The 21312-nt window shown below is 59.5% G+C and carries 25 protein-coding genes; 16 read left to right on the forward strand and 9 right to left on the reverse strand.

Translation table 11 applies throughout. The features are described from left to right. Positions 1-78: 78 nt before the first annotated feature. The 11 genes from ACOYNV_RS05965 to ACOYNV_RS06015 all read left to right on the forward strand — a co-directional run bounded on the left by ACOYNV_RS05965 (position 79) and on the right by ACOYNV_RS06015 (position 11169). On the forward strand, positions 79-1353 hold the full coding sequence (locus ACOYNV_RS05965; RefSeq protein WP_422898838.1) for an Eco57I restriction-modification methylase domain-containing protein: 1275 nt from the start codon (positions 79-81) through the stop codon (positions 1351-1353). Between the two features lie 40 nt (positions 1354-1393). Then, positions 1394-2698 carry a glutamate--cysteine ligase gene (gene gshA / locus ACOYNV_RS05970; protein ID WP_422898839.1) on the forward strand — a complete coding sequence of 435 codons (1305 nt, stop codon included), beginning with the start codon at positions 1394-1396 and terminating at the stop codon, positions 2696-2698. Positions 2699-2704: 6 nt separating this feature from the next. Continuing rightward, positions 2705-3667: a glutathione synthase gene (gshB, locus tag ACOYNV_RS05975; RefSeq protein ID WP_422898840.1), complete on the forward strand. Its 963-nt coding sequence runs from the start codon at positions 2705-2707 to the stop codon at positions 3665-3667. A gap of 125 nt (positions 3668-3792) precedes the next feature. Beyond that, a complete protein-coding gene (locus tag ACOYNV_RS05980; protein ID WP_422898841.1) occupies positions 3793-4809 on the forward strand; it encodes an FAD:protein FMN transferase in 1017 nt (338 codons plus the stop codon). A gap of 69 nt (positions 4810-4878) precedes the next feature. Continuing rightward, on the forward strand, positions 4879-5268 hold the full coding sequence (locus ACOYNV_RS05985) for a PTS sugar transporter subunit IIA (RefSeq protein WP_422898842.1): 390 nt from the start codon (positions 4879-4881) through the stop codon (positions 5266-5268). A 24-nt stretch (positions 5269-5292) separates the two neighbouring features. Next, the gene (locus ACOYNV_RS05990; protein WP_422898843.1) at positions 5293-5562 is read left to right on the forward strand and encodes an HPr family phosphocarrier protein; all 270 of its coding nucleotides are present in this window, start codon (positions 5293-5295) and stop codon (positions 5560-5562) included. Between the two features lie 7 nt (positions 5563-5569). Next, entirely contained in the window at positions 5570-7312 is a 1743-nt protein-coding gene (ptsP, locus tag ACOYNV_RS05995) for a phosphoenolpyruvate--protein phosphotransferase (protein WP_422898844.1), read from the forward strand. A 93-nt stretch (positions 7313-7405) separates the two neighbouring features. Continuing rightward, positions 7406-8533, forward strand: a complete 1128-nt coding sequence (gene metX / locus ACOYNV_RS06000; RefSeq protein ID WP_422898845.1) for a homoserine O-succinyltransferase MetX — start codon at positions 7406-7408, stop codon at positions 8531-8533. Next, complete coding sequence (metW, locus tag ACOYNV_RS06005; RefSeq protein WP_422898846.1) at positions 8530-9153, forward strand: methionine biosynthesis protein MetW; 624 nt, start codon at positions 8530-8532, stop codon at positions 9151-9153. The genes metX and metW overlap by 4 nt, the downstream gene beginning before the upstream one ends. Continuing rightward, positions 9150-10436 carry an AmpG family muropeptide MFS transporter gene (locus tag ACOYNV_RS06010; protein WP_422898847.1) on the forward strand — a complete coding sequence of 429 codons (1287 nt, stop codon included), beginning with the start codon at positions 9150-9152 and terminating at the stop codon, positions 10434-10436. The genes metW and ACOYNV_RS06010 overlap by 4 nt, the downstream gene beginning before the upstream one ends. Positions 10437-10455: 19 nt before the next feature. Next, the gene (locus ACOYNV_RS06015; protein WP_422898876.1) at positions 10456-11169 is read left to right on the forward strand and encodes a uracil-DNA glycosylase family protein; all 714 of its coding nucleotides are present in this window, start codon (positions 10456-10458) and stop codon (positions 11167-11169) included. A 32-nt stretch (positions 11170-11201) separates the two neighbouring features. On the opposite strand, the gene ACOYNV_RS06020 is transcribed toward ACOYNV_RS06015, so the two are convergent. The 5 genes from ACOYNV_RS06020 to ACOYNV_RS06040 all read right to left on the reverse strand — a co-directional run bounded on the left by ACOYNV_RS06020 (position 11202) and on the right by ACOYNV_RS06040 (position 13493). Next, the gene (locus ACOYNV_RS06020; RefSeq protein ID WP_422898848.1) at positions 11202-11552 is read right to left on the reverse strand and encodes a hypothetical protein; all 351 of its coding nucleotides are present in this window, start codon (positions 11550-11552) and stop codon (positions 11202-11204) included. 8 nt (positions 11553-11560) lie between these two features. Beyond that, positions 11561-11869 carry a YqjK-like family protein gene (locus ACOYNV_RS06025; RefSeq protein ID WP_422898849.1) on the reverse strand — a complete coding sequence of 103 codons (309 nt, stop codon included), beginning with the start codon at positions 11867-11869 and terminating at the stop codon, positions 11561-11563. After that, entirely contained in the window at positions 11850-12260 is a 411-nt protein-coding gene (locus tag ACOYNV_RS06030) for a phage holin family protein (RefSeq protein WP_422898850.1), read from the reverse strand. The genes ACOYNV_RS06025 and ACOYNV_RS06030 overlap by 20 nt, the downstream gene beginning before the upstream one ends. 15 nt (positions 12261-12275) lie before the next feature. Continuing rightward, positions 12276-12596, reverse strand: a complete 321-nt coding sequence (locus tag ACOYNV_RS06035) for a DUF883 family protein (protein ID WP_422898851.1) — start codon at positions 12594-12596, stop codon at positions 12276-12278. Between the two features lie 114 nt (positions 12597-12710). Then, on the reverse strand, positions 12711-13493 hold the full coding sequence (locus ACOYNV_RS06040) for an exodeoxyribonuclease III (RefSeq protein WP_422898852.1): 783 nt from the start codon (positions 13491-13493) through the stop codon (positions 12711-12713). A gap of 37 nt (positions 13494-13530) precedes the next feature. Here ACOYNV_RS06040 and pyrE point away from each other — a divergent pair, with 37 nt between their 5' ends. Together pyrE and ACOYNV_RS06050 are read left to right on the forward strand one after the other, a co-directional pair. Then, on the forward strand, positions 13531-14178 hold the full coding sequence (pyrE, locus tag ACOYNV_RS06045; protein WP_422898853.1) for an orotate phosphoribosyltransferase: 648 nt from the start codon (positions 13531-13533) through the stop codon (positions 14176-14178). Further along, positions 14162-14788: a hypothetical protein gene (locus ACOYNV_RS06050; RefSeq protein ID WP_422898854.1), complete on the forward strand. Its 627-nt coding sequence runs from the start codon at positions 14162-14164 to the stop codon at positions 14786-14788. Before pyrE ends, ACOYNV_RS06050 begins: the two co-directional genes overlap by 17 nt. Positions 14789-14825: 37 nt before the next feature. Here ACOYNV_RS06050 and gatB read toward each other — a convergent pair whose 3' ends face one another. The 4 genes from gatB to gatC are packed head-to-tail and all read right to left on the reverse strand — an operon-like array spanning position 14826 to position 18588. Further along, positions 14826-16277, reverse strand: a complete 1452-nt coding sequence (gene gatB / locus ACOYNV_RS06055; protein WP_422898855.1) for an Asp-tRNA(Asn)/Glu-tRNA(Gln) amidotransferase subunit GatB — start codon at positions 16275-16277, stop codon at positions 14826-14828. An 18-nt stretch (positions 16278-16295) separates the two neighbouring features. Further along, positions 16296-16811, reverse strand: a complete 516-nt coding sequence (locus ACOYNV_RS06060; protein ID WP_422898856.1) for a hypothetical protein — start codon at positions 16809-16811, stop codon at positions 16296-16298. A gap of 8 nt (positions 16812-16819) precedes the next feature. After that, positions 16820-18304: an Asp-tRNA(Asn)/Glu-tRNA(Gln) amidotransferase subunit GatA gene (gene gatA / locus ACOYNV_RS06065; RefSeq protein ID WP_422898857.1), complete on the reverse strand. Its 1485-nt coding sequence runs from the start codon at positions 18302-18304 to the stop codon at positions 16820-16822. Continuing rightward, entirely contained in the window at positions 18301-18588 is a 288-nt protein-coding gene (gene gatC, locus ACOYNV_RS06070; RefSeq protein WP_422898858.1) for an Asp-tRNA(Asn)/Glu-tRNA(Gln) amidotransferase subunit GatC, read from the reverse strand. Before gatC ends, gatA begins: the two co-directional genes overlap by 4 nt. Before the next feature lie 100 nt (positions 18589-18688). Between gatC and ACOYNV_RS06075 the strand changes: the two genes are divergently transcribed. From ACOYNV_RS06075 to mreD, 3 genes are all read left to right on the forward strand, one after another. After that, positions 18689-19732, forward strand: coding sequence for a rod shape-determining protein (locus ACOYNV_RS06075; RefSeq protein WP_422898859.1), 1044 nt, complete (start codon positions 18689-18691; stop codon positions 19730-19732). Positions 19733-19847: 115 nt separating this feature from the next. Beyond that, positions 19848-20783: a rod shape-determining protein MreC gene (mreC, locus tag ACOYNV_RS06080; protein WP_422898860.1), complete on the forward strand. Its 936-nt coding sequence runs from the start codon at positions 19848-19850 to the stop codon at positions 20781-20783. 4 nt (positions 20784-20787) lie between these two features. Further along, entirely contained in the window at positions 20788-21309 is a 522-nt protein-coding gene (mreD, locus tag ACOYNV_RS06085; RefSeq protein ID WP_422898861.1) for a rod shape-determining protein MreD, read from the forward strand. The last annotated feature ends 3 nt before the right edge of the window (positions 21310-21312 follow it).

The following is a 21312-nucleotide window of genomic DNA, read 5'->3' on the forward strand; positions in this document are numbered from 1 at the left end:
CGAGCTTTCGGGCCGCGGTGCTTTGCTTTTCAAGGGTATACTCTAGCCCCTTGTGTCTTTACCTTGCCTGCCCTCCATATGTCTTCAATAGTTGCCGCTCTTTCCGTCTCCGAATGGGACGTCGCCACCCTTGGTCAGATTTTCACGCCACCGTCCATCGTCGATTGCATGCGTAAGCTGGTACGCAACAGTGGCCGGGTACTGGAGCCGGCCTGTGGCGATGGTGCCTTTCTCAGGCATTTCCCCGACGCGCTGGGGATCGAGATCGACGCCCGGCATGCTCCTCCGGGCGCCGAGGTGATGAACTTCTTCGAGCTGGCGAGGGATGAGCTGTTTGCCACGATCATCGGCAATCCGCCCTACGTGCGCTATCAGGACATCTCGCCGGGGACGCGGCGCCTGGCCGGGAAAAGCGTTCTCGACAAGCGCGCCAACCTGTATCTGTTCTTCATCGAGAAGTGCCTGCGCCATCTGGAACCGGGCGGCGAGTTGATCTTCATCACGCCGCGCGACCTGCTCAAGGCGACTTCGGCGGTGCCGCTCAACCACCTTCTGTTTGCCGAGGGAACGATCACCGATTTCATCGACCTCGGCGACTCGCGCCTGTTCGACGGCGCGACGCCCAACTGTGCGATCTGGCGTTTCGAGCGCGGCAATTTCTCGCGGCGTACGCGCTTTGCGACGCAGGGCCTGGCCGACGGCGCGGCCGGGCTAAATAGTTTGAAGTGGGAAGATCGTTGCTTCGTCGAAAGTGGCGGCCACCTGATGTTCACGCGCGGTGACTATCCGCTGACTCTCCTCGATATCGCCTTTGTCAAGGTTGGCGCCGTATCGGGGGCTGACGATCTGTACACCAGCGACAAGTTCGGCACGCGCAAATTTGTCTGCTCCTCGACAGTGGCCGACGGCATGACCCGGCGGATGATCTGGTGCGAACCCGGCGAACCGCCACCCGAGGCGCTGTTGCCGCACAAGGAACGCCTGATTGCGCGTCGCATCCGTCCGTATACCGAACTCAACTGGTGGCATTGGGGGCGTGGTTATCATCAGTCGGAGCAGCCCCGCGTTTACGTCAATGGCAAGACGCGCCAGGAAAAGCCGTTCTACGCCCATGATTGCCTGAACTACGATGGTTCCGTTCTGGCCATTTTCCCACGCGATCCGACCGTTGACGCGAAGGTGCTGGCCGAGGCGCTGAATGGCGTCGATTGGGCCGATCTCGGCTTTGTCTGCGACGGGCGTTTTCTGTTTACCCAGCGCAGTCTGGAGCAGACGCCGCTGCCCAGGTCCTTCCGTTCGTTCAAGCCCCAGGCCGACGTAACATGGCTGGAAAAAATCAAAAAGATGTTCTGAAAATTACAAATCAGGCGTTCACGCCTGATTGGAGATAGCCATGGTTCCTCATTTTACGACCGCCCTGACCGGCCCGCTCTTAGCGCTTGAGGCAAAACTCCTCGACGCCACACCGGACATCGAACGCTGGCTGCGCGGCCAGTGGCAGGAACATACACCACCGTTTTATGGCTCGGTCGATCTGCGCAACTCCGGCTTCAAGCTGGCGCCGGTCGACATGAATCTGTTTCCCGGCGGCTTCAACAACCTGAATGCGGCTTTCCTGCCGCTCTGCGTGCAGGCGGCGATGACCGCCATCGAGAAGATCTGCCCGAGCGCGAAAAGCCTGCTGCTGATCCCAGAAAACCACACGCGCAACCTGTTCTACCTGCAGAACGTCGCCCAGATTGCCGCCATCCTGCGCCTCACCGGGCTGAACGTTCGCCTCGGCTCGCTGCTGCCGGAAATCGACAAGCCGACGCCGGTCGAATTGCCGAATGGCGCAACGCTGTTGCTTGAACCGCTGGTGCGTACCCAGCACCGCCTTGGTCTGGAAGGTTTCGATCCCTGTGTGATCCTGCTAAACAATGACTTGTCGGCCGGCATTCCGGAGATTCTGCAGAATCTTGACGAGCAGTTCGTGCTGCCGCCGCTGCACGCCGGCTGGGCGGTGCGCCGCAAGTCCAACCACTTTGCCGCCTATGACGAAGTAGCCGGCGAGTTTGCCAGGCTGGTCGGCATCGACCCGTGGCAGATCAACCCCTATTTCGGGGTGTGCAGCAGCGTCAATTTTCACGAACGGCAAGGCGAGGAGTGCCTGGCGGCCAATGTTGACGGCGTGCTGGCCATGATCCGCGAAAAGTACAAGGAATACGGCATCGACGAGACGCCTTATGTGGTGGTCAAGGCCGACGCCGGCACCTACGGCATGGGTGTGATGACGGTCAAGGATGCGTCCGAAGTCACCGGCCTCAACCGCAAGCAACGCAACAAGATGTCCGTGATCAAGGAAGGCATGAGCGTCTCGCAGGTGATCATCCAGGAAGGTGTTCATACCTACGAGCGCGTTGGCAAGGACGACAAGGAAGGCGTCGCCGAACCGGTGGTGTACATGATCGACCGCTATGTCGTCGGCGGCTTCTACCGAGTGCACTCCGGCCGCGCCAAAGACGAGAACCTCAATGCGCCGGGAATGCACTTCGAGCCGCTGGCCTTCGAAACCAGTTGTTCGCTACCCGACCAGGGCCAGACCCCGGACGCTCCGCCAAATCGTTTTTACGCCTATGGCGTGGTGGCGCGCCTGGCCCAGCTTGCCGCCTCGCTGGAACTGGAACGAACCGACCCTGAAGCATTGGATAAGGAGTAATTCACCATGCGCTTTGCTTTCGTACTCGATCCGCTGGATTCGCTGAAGGCCTATAAGGATTCGAGCATCGCCATGATGCGTGCGGCGCAGGCAGCCGGTCATGCGGTGTGGGCGACGCAGCAGTCGGCCATCCATTGGTCGGCGCTCCATGGCGTGTGTGCCGAAGCGGTGCATCTGGAAATGCTCGATGACGATAGCGAGTGGTACGTCGAAATTGACCGCCATGTCGTGCCGTTACGCGATTTTGCTGCCGTGGTCATGCGCAAGGACCCGCCCTTCGATATCGCCTACGTCACCTCCACCTGGCTGCTGTCGCGCGCCGAAGCCGAAGGCGCTCGCGTCTTCAACCGGCCACAGGCCTTGCGCGACCACTCGGAGAAGCTGGCTATCGCCGAATTTGCCCAGTTTGCCGTACCGACGCTGGTGGCGCGCGAGGCGGCGCGCATCCATGCCTTCATCGAGGTACAGGGCGACACCATCCTGAAACCGCTCGACGGCATGGGCGGCAGCCAGATCTACCGAGTCCGCCGCGACGACCCGAACCGCAACGTAATCGTCGAAACCCTGATGTACGACGCCTTCACCCACGATGGCACGCGAACGATCATGGCGCAGCGTTACATCCCCGAAATCGCCGATGGCGACAAGCGCATCCTGATCGTTGGCGGCGAGGTGGTTCCCTATTGCCTGGCGCGTATTCCGATGGCTGGCGAAACACGCGGCAACCTGGCCGCAGGCGGCAGCGGCGTGGCGCGCGAGATTACGGCCCGCGACCGCGAGATCGCCGAAGCCCTGGCGCCGGTACTTGCCGCGCGCGGCTTGCTGCTGATCGGCATCGACGTGATCGGCGACTGGCTGACCGAAATCAACGTCACCAGTCCGACCTGCATGGTCGAAATTTGCGAGCAAACCGGTTTCGACGCCGCCGCCCTGTTCATCGCTGCGCTGGAGCGTGAATGTCCGGTTTAAGCGGCCATACTAAAATCACAATCCACCGCAGAGGCGCAGAGGCGCAGAGGTTACGCAGAGAAAACCTGGAGAAAGAAAAATGTTTTTCTCCGTTTTTTCTCTGCGCCTCTGCGCCTCTGCGGTGGATGTTTTTTTCTTTCTTTCTAACCTTGGCGGCCTGCAGCAAGGCACCGCTGCATCATCAGGAATCCTTTGTTTTTGGCACCCGTGTTGAAGTCCTGATTGCCGGCCTCGACGAGGCGCAGGCCCGTCCGGCAGCGGCGGCCGTGCTGCGCGAGTTCGACCGCCTGCACCGTACCTATCATGCCTGGCAACCGTCCGAGTTGAGCGCCTTGAATGAGGCAATTGCCGCCGGCAAAACGCTCGAAGTGACGCCGGAAATGGCAGCCTTGATCGTTGAGGCGCAGCGCATTGCGGCGGCCGGCGACGCGCTTTTCGACCCCGGCATCGGTGGTCTGATCAAGCTGTGGGGTTTCCAGTCCGATGAGTTCAAGGCTGTCCTGCCAGATCCTGTGGCACTCGCGGCGTGGCGTAGTACACATCCCGGCATCGCTGATCTGCAACTCGACGGATTACGAGTAAGCAGCCGCAACCGCGCGGTGGCCCTCGACTTTGGCGGCTATCTCAAGGGGGTTGCGCTGGACCGCGCGGCGGACATCCTGCACGCCCAGGGCGTCAATAACGCGCTGATCAACATCGGCGGCAACGTCATGGCGCTCGGCAGCAAAAACGGCGAACGCTGGCGTGTCGGCATCCAGCATCCTCGCCAGCCGGGGCCGCTGGCCACCGTTGCCCTCGAAGACGGTGAAGCCATTGGCACCTCGGGCGACTACCAGCGCTATTTCGAGCTGGAAGGCAAGCGTTATTGCCACTTGCTCGACCCGCGCAGTGGCGAACCGGTGATGCACACGCAGGCACTGACCGTGCTCATTACAGCCCGTCCGGCAGCCGGCGAACTCTCCGATGTGGCGTCGAAGCCGCTCTTCATCGCCGGTGCCGACTGGCCGGCGCTGGCGAAAAATCTGGCCGTCGATCAGGTGTTGCGGGTCGATGCCGAGGGACGCCTGCAGGTCAGTGCAGCCCTGTATCGCCGCCTTGAATTCGTCGGTGGGCCGCCGAAAATGCCGGAAATTCTGCCCTGAGGCGGTTGCGGCACTTACGTAATGCGCGGAATCCCTTAGAATGCTGATTGATCCTCACCGGAACGCACGATGATAGGCATCCTCCTGATAACCCACGGCACGTTTGGCGAAAGCCTGATTCAGAACGTATGCCACGTTCTGAACAAACGACCGCCATTGATCTGCCAGCTCGGCGTTGCCGCCCAGGACGATCCGCTCGACATTCTGCCGCTGGCCAAATTGTTGCTGAAGGAAGTCGATGACGGCGATGGGGTGTTGATCATGACCGACATTCTGGGTGCCTCGCCGTCCAATCTGGCGCTGAAACTGCTGGAGCAGGGGCGGATAGAAGGCGTTGCCGGAGTCAACCTGCCGATGCTGCTGCGCGCCTTGACCTATCGCAATAACGGCATTCAGTTAATTATGCAAAAAGCCATCAGCGGCGGCCACGATGGCGTCACCAACATGCAGCGCCCCTAAACGATTGATCAACCGGAAATCCAGATGGCACGTGCTGAAATTGAAATTTGCAACAAACTCGGCTTGCATGCTCGCGCTTCGGCCAAGCTGACACAACTGGCCGGCAGTTTCAGTTCCGAAGTCTGGCTGGAAAAGGGAGCGCGACGGATCAACGCGAAAAGCATCATGGGCGTGATGATGCTGGCGGCTGGCAAGGGGGCGAAACTGGTTGTCGAAACGATTGGCAGCGATGAGCAAGCGGCTCTTGAATCCGTTCTCAAATTGATCGCTGACAAATTCGGCGAAGGAGAATAAGCAAACCATGAGCTTCACTTTGCACGGTCTCGCCGTCTCCAGCGGCATCGCTATCGGCCAGGCGCACCTCATCTCGCAGGCAACACTTGAGGTATCGCATCTGGTCATCGCACCACGCATGGTGGAGAAGGAAGTCACGCGTTTCGAAACGGCACTGGACCAGGTGCGCAACGAGTTCGCGACGATGAAAAAGGGGTTGCAGCACTCGCCGACCGACATCGGAGCCTTCATCGACCTGCACTTGATGATTCTCTCCGATCCCGAGTTGTCCGAGGTGCCCAAGCAGATCATCCGCGAACGTCGATGCAACGCCGAATGGGCGATCGTGCAGCAGATGGAAGTTCTGGTCGCCCAGTTCGACAAGATCGACGACGCCTATCTGCGCGAGCGCAGTTACGACGTTCGTCAGGTGGTCGAGCGCGTCGTCCGGGAGCTTGCCGGGAGGCCGGGTCATGCGTCGGTCAAAGCCCCCAAAGGAGTCAAGGGTGAAAACCTGATTGTCGTTGCCCACGACCTTTCCCCGTCCGATGTCATGGCCTTCAAGGATCAGCATTTCGCTTCCTTCGTTACCGACGTCGGCGGTGCCACCTCGCACACGGCGATCCTGGCGCGCGGCATGGGAATCCCGGCGGTGCTTGGCCTGCACAACGCCCGTCAACTGATTCGCGACAAGGAAACGATCATTGTCGACGGCACGCGCGGCGTGCTGATCGTCAACCCCGACCCGCGCGTATTGGAGGAATACCAGCTCAAGAAGAGTCAGATCGAGATCGAGCGCTCGAAACTTAAACTCCTGAAAACCGCGCACGCAACAACACTCGATCGCGTCAAAATCGACCTGCTGGCCAACATCGAGGGGCCGGGCGACGTTGCCGCGGCGCTTGAAAGCGGTGCCGAAGGGGTGGGCTTGTTCCGTACCGAATTCATCTTTCTTGGTCGTGGCGACATGCCGAGCGAAGACGAGCAGTTCGAGGCCTATCGCAAGGCCGTCAAAGGCATGCAAGGGTTTCCGATAACGATCCGGACCTTTGACCTTGGCAACGACAAGAACCTGCATTCGGATGAATCGGTCGGCGACCGGAAGCGCGACAACCCGGCGCTTGGTCTGCGTTCGATCCGCCTCTCGCTGGCCGAACCGAAATCGTTCCAGGCGCAGTTGCGCGCCATTCTGCGCGTCTCGAAAATGGGCAAGGTCAAGATCCTGATCCCGATGATGTCGCACGCCCATCAGATCGACCAGACCCTGGCGGCGCTGGAGCAGGCAAAATCCAGCCTGCGCGGGGCTAAAATCGCGTTCGATGAAAACATCGAGATCGGCGGCATGATCGAGGTGCCGGCGGCGGCACTGGCAGTCGGCGTTTTCCTGCGCCGCATGGACTTCCTTTCGATCGGCACCAATGACCTGATCCAGTATACGTTGGCCATCGACCGCACCGATGAGCAGGTTTCGAGTCTCTACGATCCGCTGCACCCGGCCGTCCTGATGCTGCTGGCGCACGTCATCAGCACGGCGGAAAAAGTCAATGTTCCGGTTTCGATGTGCGGCGAACTGGCGGGCGACCCCAACCTCACCCGCCTGCTGCTCGGCATGGGTCTGCGCCAGTTTTCGATGCACCCGGCGCAGATTCCCGAGGTCAAGCAGAGGGTGAAGCAGACCGATATTTCCGAAATTACGCCGCTGGTGCGTCGAATTCTGCGCCTTGAGGAGTCTTCGAAAATTCAGGAGCAGCTTGAACGCCTCAATATGTAGCCGCAGGCGGGCAGCAATTAAACAGGGCTAAAGCGGGGTCAGCCCAGCCCGCTTTTTCAGGCCGAACGGGTATTTTTCTTCCAAACGATGGCCATGTCACTAAATAATTCTGTCGGAGTCGTTGCCTCGCAACGGGTCCGTTTCAATGAGCCGATTGCACTTAAATGCGGCGTGCTGCTGCCCGGCTTCGAACTCGCTTTCGAAACCTACGGCACACTCAATGCGGCTCGCTCGAACGCCGTTCTGGTTTGTCACGCCCTTTCCGGCGGTCATCACGTCGCCGGCATTTACGCCGACAACCCGGGAAACGTCGGCTGGTGGGATAACCTGGTCGGGCCGGGCAAGCCACTCGATAGCAACAAATTTTTTGTCGTCGGGGTGAATAATCTCGGCGGCTGTTACGGCTCGACCGGGCCGATATCAGTCAATCCGGAAAGCGGCAAACGCTACGGCGCTGATTTTCCGATGGTGACGGTCGAGGACTGGGTCGCGGCGCAGGCCCGGCTCGCCGATCACCTTGGCATCGACACCTGGGCCGCCGTCATCGGCGGCAGCTTGGGCGGCATGCAGGCGCTGGAGTGGGCGTTGCAGTTCCCCGACCGCATCCGTCACGCCATGGTGATCGCCTCCGCGCCCAAGCTTTCGGCGCAGAACATCGCCTTCAACGAAGTGGCTCGGCAAGCCATCGTTTCCGACCCCGATTTTCATGGTGGCCACTACGCCGAGCACGGCGTGATACCGACCAACGGGCTGCGCCTGGCGCGCATGGTCGGCCACATCACCTATCTCTCGGATAGCCAGATGGGCGAGAAGTTCGGTCGCCAGTTGCGCCACGGCGAACACCAGTTCAGCTATGACGTCGACTTCGAAATCGAATCCTACCTGCGCTATCAGGGCGACAAGTTCGCCAGCTTCTTTGACGCCAACACCTATTTGATTACCACCAAGGCACTTGATTATTTCGACCCGGCCTATGATTACGACGGCAATCTGGCCGCTGCCCTGGCGCGGGCCAAGGCCCGCTTCTTTGTCGCCAGCTTCTCGACCGACTGGCGCTTTGCGCCGGCGCGTTCGCGCGAGATCGTGTTCGCTCTCCTGCACAACCAGCGCCATGTCGCCTACGCCGAGATCGATTGCGATGCCGGACACGACTCATTCCTGCTTGATGACGCCCACTACCACGCCGTTCTGCGCGCTTATCTGGAGAACATATCAACATGAGCAACGGAAACCCGCTTACGGCCATCGAGCGCGAGCGCTTCGACTTTGCCGTCATCGCCAACTGGATTCCGCCCGCTGAGCGTGTACTCGACCTCGGCTGTGGCGACGGAAAACTGCTGCGTTATCTGCGTGAAACCAAGGGAGTAGCCGGTTACGGCGTCGAGATCGATCACGAAAGCGTGCTCGGTTGCATCCGCAACGATGTCGACGTGATCCAGATCGACATTGAAGGAGGGCTCTCCGGCTTCGAGAACCAGTCGTTCAATCATGTCATCATTTCCCAGGCACTGCAGGCCATGCTGACGACCGAGCGCATCCTGGGCGAGATGTTGCGCGTTGCCGAAGAAGCGGTGGTGAGCTTCCCCAACTTCGCCTATCGTGCCAACCGCGAGGCGATTGCTGAAGGCCACATGCCGGTTTCCGAGAATCTTCCCTACCAGTGGTATGAGACGCCGAATGTGCGCTTTTTCACCATCGCCGATTTTGATTCACTGTGCGGCAAGCTTGGCATCGAGATCCGCGAGCGACTGGCTTTTGACGAAGCCGGGGAAGCGGTCACCGACGACCCCAACCTGAACGGTAGCCTGGCCTTCTATCGTCTCGGCCGCCGGCGCGGATGAGCATGGTAATGCCGGAGTCCTTGCGCGTGCTGCTGACGCGCAAGATGCTGATCTGCATTTTCACCGGCTTCAGCTCCGGTCTGCCGCTCTACCTGCTGCTCAACCTGTTGCCGGCGTGGTTGCGCAGCGAGGGCGTCAATCTCAAAACCATCGGCTTTTTTGCACTGGTCCAGTTTCCATTCACCTGGAAATTCCTCTGGTCGCCTTTCCTTGATCGCTACGCCCTGCCGGTACTCGGCCGCCGGCGCAGCTGGTCGCTGCTCATGCAGATCGGACTGCTGCTCACCATCGGCCTGCTCGGCGGGCTTTCGCCGAGCACCGACATCGTGCCGGTACTGTGGCTGGCTACGCTGCTGGCACTGTTCTCTGCGACGCAGGACATCGCGCTTGACGCCTACCGGCGCGAACTGCTGGCCGAAGCCGAACTGGGTCTGGGCAACGCCGTCCATGTCAACGCCTACCGCGTCGCAGGACTGGTGCCCGGTTCGCTGTCGCTGATTCTGGCCGACCTGTTGCCGTGGTCGCAGGTGTTCTGGATCACTGCCGCCTTCATGCTGCCCGGAATGGCCATGATCCTGCTGGTCGATGAGCCGGTTTCCGCCCATGCCGCGCCGAAAACCCTGCGCCAGGCCGTGGTCGAACCGTTCAACGAATTCATGGGGCGTGCCGGTCTGCGCGGTGCGTTGCTGGTGCTGGCTTTCATTTTTCTCTACAAGCTGGGCGATTCGCTGTGCACCGCGCTGGCGACGCCCTTTTACCTCGACATGGGCTTTACGAAAACCGACATCGGACTGATCGCCAAGCATGCCGGCCTGTGGCCGGCGGTCATCGGCGGCCTGCTCGGCGGCCTGTGGATGGTGCGCCTGGGCATCAACCGCGCGCTGTGGCTGTTCGGCGTCGTGCAACTGGTGTCGATTCTCGGCTTCGCCTGGCTCGCCTGGCTGGGGCCGCAGACCAGCGTCGGCATCGAGCAGCGCCTGGCGCTCGCCGCGGTCATTGGACTGGAAGCGCTCGGCGTTGGTCTGGGTACCGCCGCCTTCGTCGCCTTCATCGCGCGTTCAACGCATCCGGCCTACACGGCAACGCAATTTGCCCTGTTCACCAGCTTGGCTGCCGTGCCGCGCACCTTCATCAACGCCTCGGCTGGCTGGCTGGTGGAAAGCCTGGGCTGGTTCAACTTTTTCCTGTTGTGCACCGCGCTGGCCGTTCCCGGAATGCTCCTGCTTTCCCGCGTCGCACCGTGGAAAATCACGACACCCTCTGGAGAAGGCCGTGCCTATTGACTCGCAGGGCAGCGTAGAAATTACCGCAGCACTGATCAGCGCCGCCTGCGAGTTGTCGGCCACGGTTGAAAGCCTTCATTTCGCACCGCCGGTTTCACACATTTATAACCCGTTGGCCTATGCCTGGGCGCCGCACGAGGAGTATCTGCGCCGCTACGGGGCCAGCCGCAAGAAAGTGGTATTCATCGGCATGAATCCCGGCCCCTTCGGCATGGTGCAATGCGGTGTTCCCTTCGGCGAGATCGCCGCCGTACGCGACTGGATGGGAATCAAGGCGAAGGTCGATAAACCTTTGCTTGAAAACCCCAAGCGGCCGGTCGAAGGTTTTGCCTGCAGCCGCTCCGAAGTCAGTGGCCGCCGCCTGTGGGGCTTGTTCCAGCAGCGCTTCGGCAGCGCTGACGCCTTCTTTGCCGAGCATTTTGTCGCCAACTACTGCCCGCTGGCCTTTTTCGACGAAGGCCGCAACTTCACTCCGGACAAGTTGCCGTCAACCGAGGCGGCACCGCTCTACGCGGCCTGTGACAAGCATCTCAGACAACTCGTGGCGGCTCTCGAAGCGCAGTGGGTGATCGGCGTCGGCGGCTTTGCCGAGACGCGGGCGGTTGAGGCTCTGGCCGGGATGGACGTACGTATCGGGAAAGTTCTGCACCCCAGTCCGGCCAGCCCGGCTGCCAACCGTGGCTGGTCAGAGGCTGCAACGCGGCAAATGATGGCTTTGAAAATCTGGCAATGACTCAGCGGCGGTGAAGGATTTCCGGTTCATCCCTAGCGCAGAGGCGCAGATACCGGAAGATTGGCGCGCGGCCTGCGTCGGCGGTCGAGCCACCAGGCGTAAACCGGCAGCAGCAGTGCAGAACCGGGCAGCAGAAGAAACAACAGATACGGTGAAATGCGCGAAAGAATACGCAACTGGGCCAGGAGTTGGGACTTTTCCTCGGCCGACCACGTCCCGCCGTTGCGATGCTTCATGAGCAAAGGAGTCAGTCCGCGCATGCGCACGATGTCGGCGACGAATTCACGGGCCTGCCGTTTCTGGGAGGCAAACAGGCGCGAAATGACGCCGGACCGCCCGTCCCCTGCTTTGCCTTTATCCTCGAACTTATCTTCGTTGCGCATCAACCGGCTCAAGAACCAAGCGCCTGCAATTTTTCACGAACTGTACGCCATGTTTGCCAAGCGAAGAAAACTCGCTTGCTCCAGCGCCATACGAGGCCAGGCTTGATGATGATCAGTGCGGCAACAGCAAGCATAGCGCTACCAGGGTGTTGCTTTACATAGTCTGCGCCCGATCGAAGATAAGCCAGCATACGATCCGTCGTGTGCAGCGCGACACGCACGGGTTGCGCATTCCGAGCCAGTGCCGCACGCTGGTTGGCGATACGTTCGAGCAATCGGCCACGCCGAAGATGAAGCTCAATCAAGCGATGATTCATGGCCAACTGCCGCTTTCAACTGGCGAAGATCTTCCTGTAGCTCGGCAATGCTGGCGGCGAAAACCTGCTCCGGCCGGTGCGTCAGGCGCTTGAACAGGGCGAAAAATACGCCACCGATAACAAGAAAAAATCCGGTAGACAAGCCGAGTACAAGCACCCGATAGTCCCAGAACATTACGGAGAGCAAGGCAACAGCGAGCAGCGTACCGACGCTGAAACAGAACACCATGCCCTGGGCCATGAGCACCAGTCGAACGGCGCGCAGCTTTTCCACCTCGATCTCATTGCCGAGAAGTTCGAGCCGCGTTTTTCCGCTCGCCAGCAGTGTCGAAGCGATGTTTGTCAGAGCGGCGAACAGGCCGCTGTTCGATCCGCCTTGGTTGTCGCTCATAGCGCAGAGCGCCGCTTAACGGCGACCGATGATGATGCCAAGCAATAGACCGATACCAGCGGCAATGCCAACGGCTTGCCACGGGTTCTCATTGACGTAGTCGTCGGTCGCTCGGGCTGCCGCCTTGGTCTTGTCGACCAGCGCCGCTTCGGCGTCGGCAATCCGCAGCTTGGCATCACGCAAACGCTCGCCAATGCGCTCGCGCAGGTCGACCATTTTTTCACCGGCAACGCCGGCCGTAGCGCGAAGGATTTCCTCGGCATCGGATACAACGATTTTCATATCGGAAACAAATTTTTGTTTGCTGTTGTTGGACAGATCGCTAACTTCGGGCATGGCACACCTCACGTAAGAAGGAATGAAGAGAAAATCATGGTACGAAACCTTAGGGCGTTCGTGAACCATTACGCTCAGGTTATCCAATTTGCCCGAACATATCAATGCGAAAATTCACGGCGCATAGTCGTAGTCAATGGTAAGCGGAGCGTGATCGGAAAAACATTGATCTTTGTAAACTGAGGCCGCTTGTGCCGTAGCGGCCAGCGCCGTAGTAGCCAACTGATAATCCAGCCGCCAGCCGACGTTCCTGGCCCGGGCCTGGCCTCGATTAGACCACCAGGTGTAGCACTCGTCGGTGGTCGCCGGATGCAGCTTGCGGTACACGTCGCACCAGCCGCTTTCATCCAGTAGGCGACTGACCCAGGCGCGCTCCTCGGGCAGAAAACCGGAATTCTTGCGATTGCCCTTCCAGTTCTTGAGATCGATTTCCTGATGGGCGATGTTCCAGTCACCGCAAACCACCACATCGCGACCGCTTCTTGCCAGATCAACAAGCTGCGGATGAAAAATGTCCATGAAGCGGAACTTGGCTTGCTGACGCTGCGGCGAACTTGAACCGGAGGGCAGATAGAGCGAGATCACCGAGAGTTTTCCAAAGTCGGCACGCAGATAGCGCCCTTCGGCGTCGAATTCTGCATTGCCTGTCCCTTCGATCACGGCATCGGGCTGCTGCCGGCACCACAGGCCGACTCCGCTGTAGCCCTTCTTTTCGGCACAGTGGTAATAGGCATGCAGTCCGGCCGGCGCCTTCATTGCATCGTTCAGGTCGGCGTGCTGGGCCTTGAGTTCCTGCAGGCAGACGACATCGGCGTTCTGGGCAGCCGCCCAAGGCAATACGCCTTTGCTCCACGCGGAACGAATGCCGTTGAGGTTTAGAGTAATGATGCGTACCATATGAAATTCACGCCGGAATGGCTTTTGCTGGTGCTACATGGACTTTCGTCAGGAATTCATCGAGTTTGCCGTCGCCCGGAACGTTCTTCGTTTTGGCGAGTTCAAGACCAAGGCCGGACGGCTGTCGCCCTACTTCTTCAACGCCGGCCTGTTCAACGACGGCGCGGCGATTGATCGACTTTCGCAATTCTACGCCAGGACCATTCTCGCCAGCGGCATTGCCATCGACACACTGTTCGGGCCGGCCTATAAAGGCATCCCGCTGGTGGCCATCAGTGCGCTGGCACTGGCACGCGCCGGGCGCAACCTGCCTTTCGCCTTCAATCGCAAGGAAGCCAAGGATCACGGTGAGGGCGGAAGCATCATCGGCGCACCGCTGGCGGGTCGCGTACTGATCATCGATGATGTCATTTCGGCCGGCACCTCGGTACGCGAATCGGTCGAGTTGATCCGTGCAGCGGGCGCTACGCCCTGCGGCGTGGTCATCGCGCTTGACCGCATGGAGCGCGGTAGTGGCGAGTTGTCAGCCGTGCAGGAAGTCGAGCGGGATTACGGCATCCCGGTAGTGGCGGTTGCCACACTCGACGATTTGATGGCTTTTCTCCGTGATCGCCCGGACTTCAAGGAGCACCAGGCGGCAGTGAAGCGTTATCGTAAAGAGTATGGCGTTGAACACCGTCGCTAGACTAGGCGCTCTGGCTATCGCGCTGGGGCTCTGCGTCCCGGCTATGGCTGCCGGCAAGCTCTATTGCTGTATCGACGCAAGCGGCAAGCAGGAGTGCGGCGACCTGCTGCCGCAAGCCTGTTATGGAAGAGCCTATCGTGAACTTGGCGATTCCGGTCGGACACAGCGCAATGTCGAGGCACCATTGACCGCCGAACAGCGCATCCAGCATGCCGCTGAAGAAGAGCGGCGCAAGGTGGAAGAAGCCGCCCTCAAGGAGAAACAGCGCAAGGATCAGGCGCTGCTGAATACCTACGGCACCATAGAAGACATCGAGACGATGCGTGTGCGCGCACAGGAGGATGTACAAAAGTCGATCAAGGGCGCCGAGACCAAGATCGCCGAAATGCGTACCCTGCGCTTGAAGTTCGAGAACGAAGCCGAGTTCTACAAAAAGAAACAGTTACCGGCTGAAGTGCAAAAAGGAATGCGTGACGCCGACTATGAGATAAAGGCCCAGGAATCGATCATCGAGTCCAGGAAAAAGGAATTCGATGTCATACGCATCAAATACGACGAGGATCGCCGGCGCTACCTCGATCTCTCCCGTCGCGGCGCAACCCCGCTCTGAAGCTTCCTGCCCCGCTGTTCCGGCAGGAAGCCTGTCTCTACCCGAGTTTCTTGCGCAGCAGTTCGTTAACCTGCTGCGGGTTGGCTTTGCCCTTGGTGGCTTTCATCGCCTGACCGACCAGCGCATTGAACGCCTTCTCCTTGCCGGCCTTGAACTCGGCGACCATCGCCGCATTGGCGGCCAGCACCCCGTCGATCAGCATCTCGATGGCGCCGCTGTCGGTGATCTGTTTCAGCCCCTGCTTTTCGATGACTTCGTCGGCAGACTGGCCCTCGCCATTCCACAGCGCTTCAAACACCTTCTTGGCGATGTTGTTGGAAATCGTGTTGTCGGCGATACGTGCAACCAATCCACCGAGTTGTGCTGCAGATACCGGCGATTCGCTGATTTCCTTGTTTGCCTTGTTCAGGCGGGCCGCCAGATCGACCGTCACCCAGTTGGCACAGGGCTTGCTGCTGGCCTTCCCGGCAACCGCAATGGCGGCTTCGTAGAAGTCGGCAATATCCAGCGAAGCCGTTAGCGCCGCGGCATCGTAGGTCGACAGCGCATAGTCGGCAACAAAACGCTCGCACTTGGCAACCGGCAACTCCGGCATGCCGGCCCGGGTACGTTCGACCCACTCGCGGTCAATGATCAGCGGCAGCAGGTCGGGGTCAGGAAAGTAACGGTAGTCGTGCGCATCTTCCTTGGAGCGCATGGCGCGCGTTTCGCCGCTATCGGGGTCAAAAAGCACCGTGGCCTGCTCGATGTGGCCACCGTCTTCGATCGTGGCGATCTGCCACTGCACTTCGTAGTCGATGGCCTGTTGCATGAAGCGGAAGGAATTAAGGTTCTTGATCTCGCGCCGCGTGCCCAACTCAGCTTGCCCCACTGGACGCACCGAGACGTTGGCGTCGCAGCGGAAGGAACCTTCCTGCATATTCCCATCACAGATGCCGATCCAGCGCACCAGCGCGTGCAACGCCTTGGCGTAAGCCACGGCTTCGGCCGACGAACGCATTTCGGGCTCGGTGACGATTTCGAGCAGCGGTGTTCCGGCACGGTTGAGGTCAATGCCGGTCTTGCCATGGAAATCCTCATGCAAGGACTTGCCGGCATCTTCCTCAAGGTGGGCGCGCGTCAGGTTGATGGTCTTTTCCGTGAGATTTTCGCCCTGACCCAACTGAATCGTAAGTTTGCCGCCAACAATCACCGGAAGCTCGTACTGGCTGATCTGATAACCCTTGGGGAGATCCGGATAGAAATAATTCTTGCGCGCAAAAACCGATTTCGGCGCGATCTGCCCGTCAACGGCCAGACCGAAGCGGATGGCGCATTCGACGGCACCCTTGTTGAGCACCGGCAACACGCCGGGCAACGCGATATCAACCGCGTTAGCCTGAAAATTGGGCTCAGCACCGAAAGCAATCGAGCTGCCGGAGAAAATTTTCGACCGGGTCGCGAGTTGCGCGTGCGTCTCGATGCCGATTACGACTTCCCATTGTTTCATTGCGTTTTTACTCACTTTTCAAGAACAGCGGCCATTCCGTGTATCGACCATGATCGGCCAGAGATAACTGAAAGCGTCGCCGCCACATTTGGACTGGCAGGCGTTGAAGGCGATCGTAACGCCTTTTTCCTGCTCCCACATGCGCACCACGCAGCCACTCGCCGCGTCGGTCAGTACCACGTTCGGCAGCCTGGCGGTCTGTACAAAATTCTTCATGTCGAAACGGCACATGCCCTGCTTCGGGATGGTTACTTCAGCCACGAAACGCTTGACCTCGGCCTTCGTCACCTGCAAATCCATCGAGCCACGTCCGCCGGCCACGTCGCGAAAACTGCATTTGGTTCGCACATCAAGCTCATGGTCGGGTATCGGTTTGAGGTTGCGGCCGAGCAGATGTTTCAATGGCTGCGATTTTATCCGCTCCGGCGACTGCTTCTTTACCGTTGCCACCGGATCGACTGTAGCAGGCTCCGGCTCGGACGTGGCACAGGCACCAAGCAGGAATGCCAACGGTAACGCATGAATCACTCGCATCAAAGTGCTCAGCCGAGACCTGGTGGACACTGCAAATGCCAGTCTGTTGCCTGCTGGTAGCGGTGCGCGACGTTGAGTAGTCTGGCTTCTGCGAAATAGTCGCCAATCAGTTGCAGACCAGCCGGCAAACTATTGGCAAAGCCGCAGGGAATCGACATTCCCGGCAGTCCGGCCAGGTTGACGGCAATCGTATAGATGTCCGAGAGGTACATCAGCACCGGATCGGACGATTTTTCACCCAGCTTGAACGCGGTACTCGGGCTGGTCGGCCCCATGATCACGTCGCATTGCTTGAAGGCGGCAACGAAGTCGTTGGCGATCAGGCGCCGGATGCGCTGGGCCTGCAGGTAGTAGGCGTCGTAGTAGCCGTGCGAGAGTACGTAGGTGCCAATCAGGATGCGGCGCTTGACCTCGGCTCCAAAGCCCTGCGCGCGGCTCTTGGCGTACATGTCGTTGAGGTCGTCGTAGTCTGGAGCGCGATAACCGTAGCGCACGCCGTCAAAACGCGAAAGATTCGAACTGGCCTCGGCCGGCGCGATGACGTAGTAAGCAGGTACCGAAAGCTTCATGTTCGGCAAGCTGATTTCCACCGTTTCGGCACCGAGCTTGCGATATTCGGTGATGGCCGCTTCAACCAGTTGCAACACCTCAGGCGAGCAGCCCGATCTTTCGGTGGCGCCGAAAAATTCTTTAGGCAGGCCGATTTTCAGGCCGGCCAGCGGTCTGCCACCGGCAGGGGCGGCAAGTTGCGCGCTGTAGTCTTCCGTCGGGCGATCAAGGCTGGTCGAATCGCGTTCATCAAAGCCGGCCATGGTATTGAGCAACAGCGCACAATCTTCGGCCGAGCGGCCCATCGGGCCGGCCTGGTCGAGTGAAGACGCGAAGGCGATCATGCCGTAGCGCGAAACCACGCCGTAGGTGGGCTTCAGGCCGGTCAGGTTGCACAGCGCCGCCGGTTGGCGGATCGAACCGCCGGTATCGGTACCGGTCGCGGCGGGAGCGAGCAGTGCGGCGACCGCCGCCGCCGAACCGCCGGACGAGCCACCGGGAACGCATGTCAAATCCCAGGGGTTCTTGACCGCGCCGTAGTAGGACGTTTCATTCGACGACCCCATGGCGAACTCGTCCATGTTGGTCTTGCCGAGGATCACGGCGCCGGCGGCGTTGAAGCGCTCGATAACCGTCGCATCGTAGGGGCTGACGAAATTTCCCAGCATCTTCGAGCCGCAGGTGGTCAGCCAGCCTTTGGTACAGAAGATGTCCTTCTGCGCCAGCGGAATTCCGGTCAGTGGCCCGGCCACTGTGCCGGAGGCACGAAATTCGTCGGCCGCCCTGGCTTGCGCCAGGCTCTTGGCGCTATCTACGGTAATGAAGGCGTTCAGTGCCGGATTAAGGCGGGCAATCCGGTCCAGATAGAGTTGTGTCAACTCGACGCTGGAAATCTCCCTGGCGGCCAGTGCCTGTGAGAGGGCGGAAACGCTGCGCGTGATCATTCAAGCACCTTCGGCACAAGATAAAGACCAGCCTCGACCTCCGGAGCAACGGTCTGAAAAGCGTCGCGCCGATTTTCTTCGGTGACGCGGTCGATGCGCAAGCGTTGGGCAAGATCCTGAGCGTGCGCCATCGGCTCGACGTCTTTGGTATCGACAGCCTGCATCGTTTCGATCAGGGAGAATATTCCGTTCAGGTGGCCGAGCGTTGATTCCGTCTCGGCCTCGCTGACTTCAATCCGGGCGAGATGGGCGACGCGCCGAACTTGTTCCAGGGTGAGCGACATGGCTATGAAATAAGTAAGGTATTAAAACGAAGGGCCATATAAGGTATCATAAATACTTTGCTCGCCGCAGTTCCCTGCGGAGCTTTCACGGATATTTAGTATGTTCAGTTTTCTGCGCAGTTATTTTTCAAACGATCTGGCTATCGATCTGGGCACCGCCAACACGCTGATCTATGTACGTGGCAAAGGAATCGTCCTTGACGAACCTTCAGTTGTGGCCATTCGGATGGAAGGCGGCCCCAACGCCAAAAAAACCATCCAGGCCGTCGGGCAGAGCGCCAAGGACATGCTCGGCAAAGCGCCGGGCGCCATCACGGTGATTCGTCCGATGAAAGACGGAGTCATCGCCGACTTCACAGTGACCGAACAGATGCTCAAGCAGTTCATCCGCAAGGTGCACGATTCACGCCTGCTTTCGCCAAGTCCGCGCATCATCATCTGTGTGCCTTCGGGCTCGACCCAGGTTGAGCGTCGCGCGATTCGCGAATCGGCTATCGGTGCTGGCGCCAGCCAGGTGTTTCTGATCGAGGAGCCGATGGCGGCGGCGATTGGTGCCGATCTGCCGGTTTCCGAACCGACCGGATCGATGGTTGTCGACATCGGTGGCGGAACAACCGAGGTTGGCGTCATTTCCCTCGGCGGCATGGTCTATGCGGGTTCAGTACGCGTTGGCGGTGACAAGCTTGACGAAGCAATCATCAACTACATCAGCCGCAACTACGGCATGCTGATCGGCGAGAATACCGCCGAAAACATCAAGAAGCGCATCGGCTCGGCCTTTCCGGGCGCTGAAGTGCGCGAGATGGAAGTCTCCGGCATCAACAAGGCCGAAGGCATTCCACGCAAGTTCACCATTTCCTCGAACGAAATCCTCGAAGCGCTCACCGAACCGCTCAACAACATCGTTTCGGCAGTGAAGTCGGCGCTTGAAAAGACACCGCCGGAACTTGGCGCCGATATTGCCGACAAGGGCATGGTGTTGACCGGTGGCGGAGCGCTATTGCGTGATATAGATCGTCTGCTAATGGAAGAAACCGGCCTGCCGGTGATCGTCGCTGAAGAACCGCTGACCTGTGTGGCACGGGGGTGCGGCATGGCGCTTGAGAGGATGGACAAGCTCGGCAGTATCTTTACTTCGGATTGAAGTGTAGTCAGGAGTGAGGTTACCCCCAGTTTCATGCCTGGTTATCTTGCCATGCTAAGATTGTCAACCATGGGTTGCAGTCCTGACTTCCAACTTTTCACTCCTCTCAGAAGCAATGAATTATCAACCGCCACCGTTTTTTAACCGTGGACCCGCGCCACTGGCACGGCTGTCGTTCTACGCCGCGCTTTCGTTGGCGATGATTTTCATCGATTCCCGCTTTCAGACGCTTGAACTGCTTCGGCAGGGGGTGTCGCTGTTTACGCATCCCATGCAGCAGGCAGTACAAGCACCGGTTGATTACCTCCAGAATGCCGGCAGTTATTTTTCCAGCATTTCTCGCTTTCAGGATGAAAATTCCCGCTTGAAGCGCGCACAGTTGGACGGCGCTGAAACTCTACTGCGCGCGCGACATCTTGAAGCAGAAAACGAGCGCCTGCGCAAGTTGCTCGACATCAAGGGGCGGCAAAAGGCGAATGGGCGGGTGACACAGATCCTTTATGCGGCGCGCGACCCTTTTTCGCGTCGCGTGATCGTTGATAAAGGCCAACAGGACAAAATCATTGCTGGACAACCGGTGGTCGATGATGCGGGTGTCGTTGGCCAGGTCACCCGGGTCTTCCCCTTCGTTTCCGAGATTACGTTGATTACCGACAAGGATCAGGCGGTGCCGGTGCAGATTGTGCGCAATGGGTTGCGTTCGGTCGTTTTCGGACTGGGCAATGGCCAGCTTGAGTTGCGTTTCATGCCCGCCAATGCCGATGTGCAGAACGGTGATCTGCTGGTGACTTCGGGGCTGGATGGCATCTTTCTGCCCGGGTTCCCGGTGGCCAAAGTTGTTCATATCGAACGTGACACCTCATATTCCTTCGCACGAATCTACTGCGTACCCGTCGCCGGCGTTGAGAACTTCGGTGATGTCATGGTGCTCGATCCGCGCGAGACGGTCGCTCTGCCGCCGCAGTTGACGAGCGAAGCAGCCGTTGCTGCTACTGGTGAAAAATCTTCCGCCAAGCCAGGGGTAAAGAAAAAGCGCTTGAAAAGGGAATAAGTCGATGCAACCCACTTTCTCCTCTTCACGAATCCTGCAGCCGGTTCGCCCCTGGTTTATCCTGATCAGCCTGCTGGTCGCGCTGGTGCTAAATTTTTTGCCAACCACGGCCTGGCCCTGGCTTCCTGACTGGGTGGCTTTGGTCATCGTCTTCTGGAGCATTCACGAACCGCGCCGCGTTGGCATGGGGAGCGGTTTCATTCTCGGCCTGGCCATGGACGTTGCCGATTCCAGCCTGATGGGACAGCATGCGCTGGCCTATGTTCTGGCGTCCTACGCGGCTACCGCCTTGTCACGCCGCATCATGTGGTTTCCCCTCGGACAGCAGGCCCTGCATATCCTGCCCCTGTTGCTGGTGGTGCAGTTAGTGCAATTTGGCGTGCGCGCCATGCCCGGCGTCCAAATGCCCGGATTGAGCTACTTCATCGGGCCGTTTGCTGGCGCCCTCCTGTGGTTGCCAATGACCTTTATTCTGCTGCTACCGCAGTACCAGCCGGTCGAACGTGACGCCAACCGGCCAATCTGAGGA

The sequence above is a fragment of the Propionivibrio sp. genome (assembly GCF_049316945.1).
GTDB lineage: Bacteria > Pseudomonadota > Gammaproteobacteria > Burkholderiales > Rhodocyclaceae > Propionivibrio.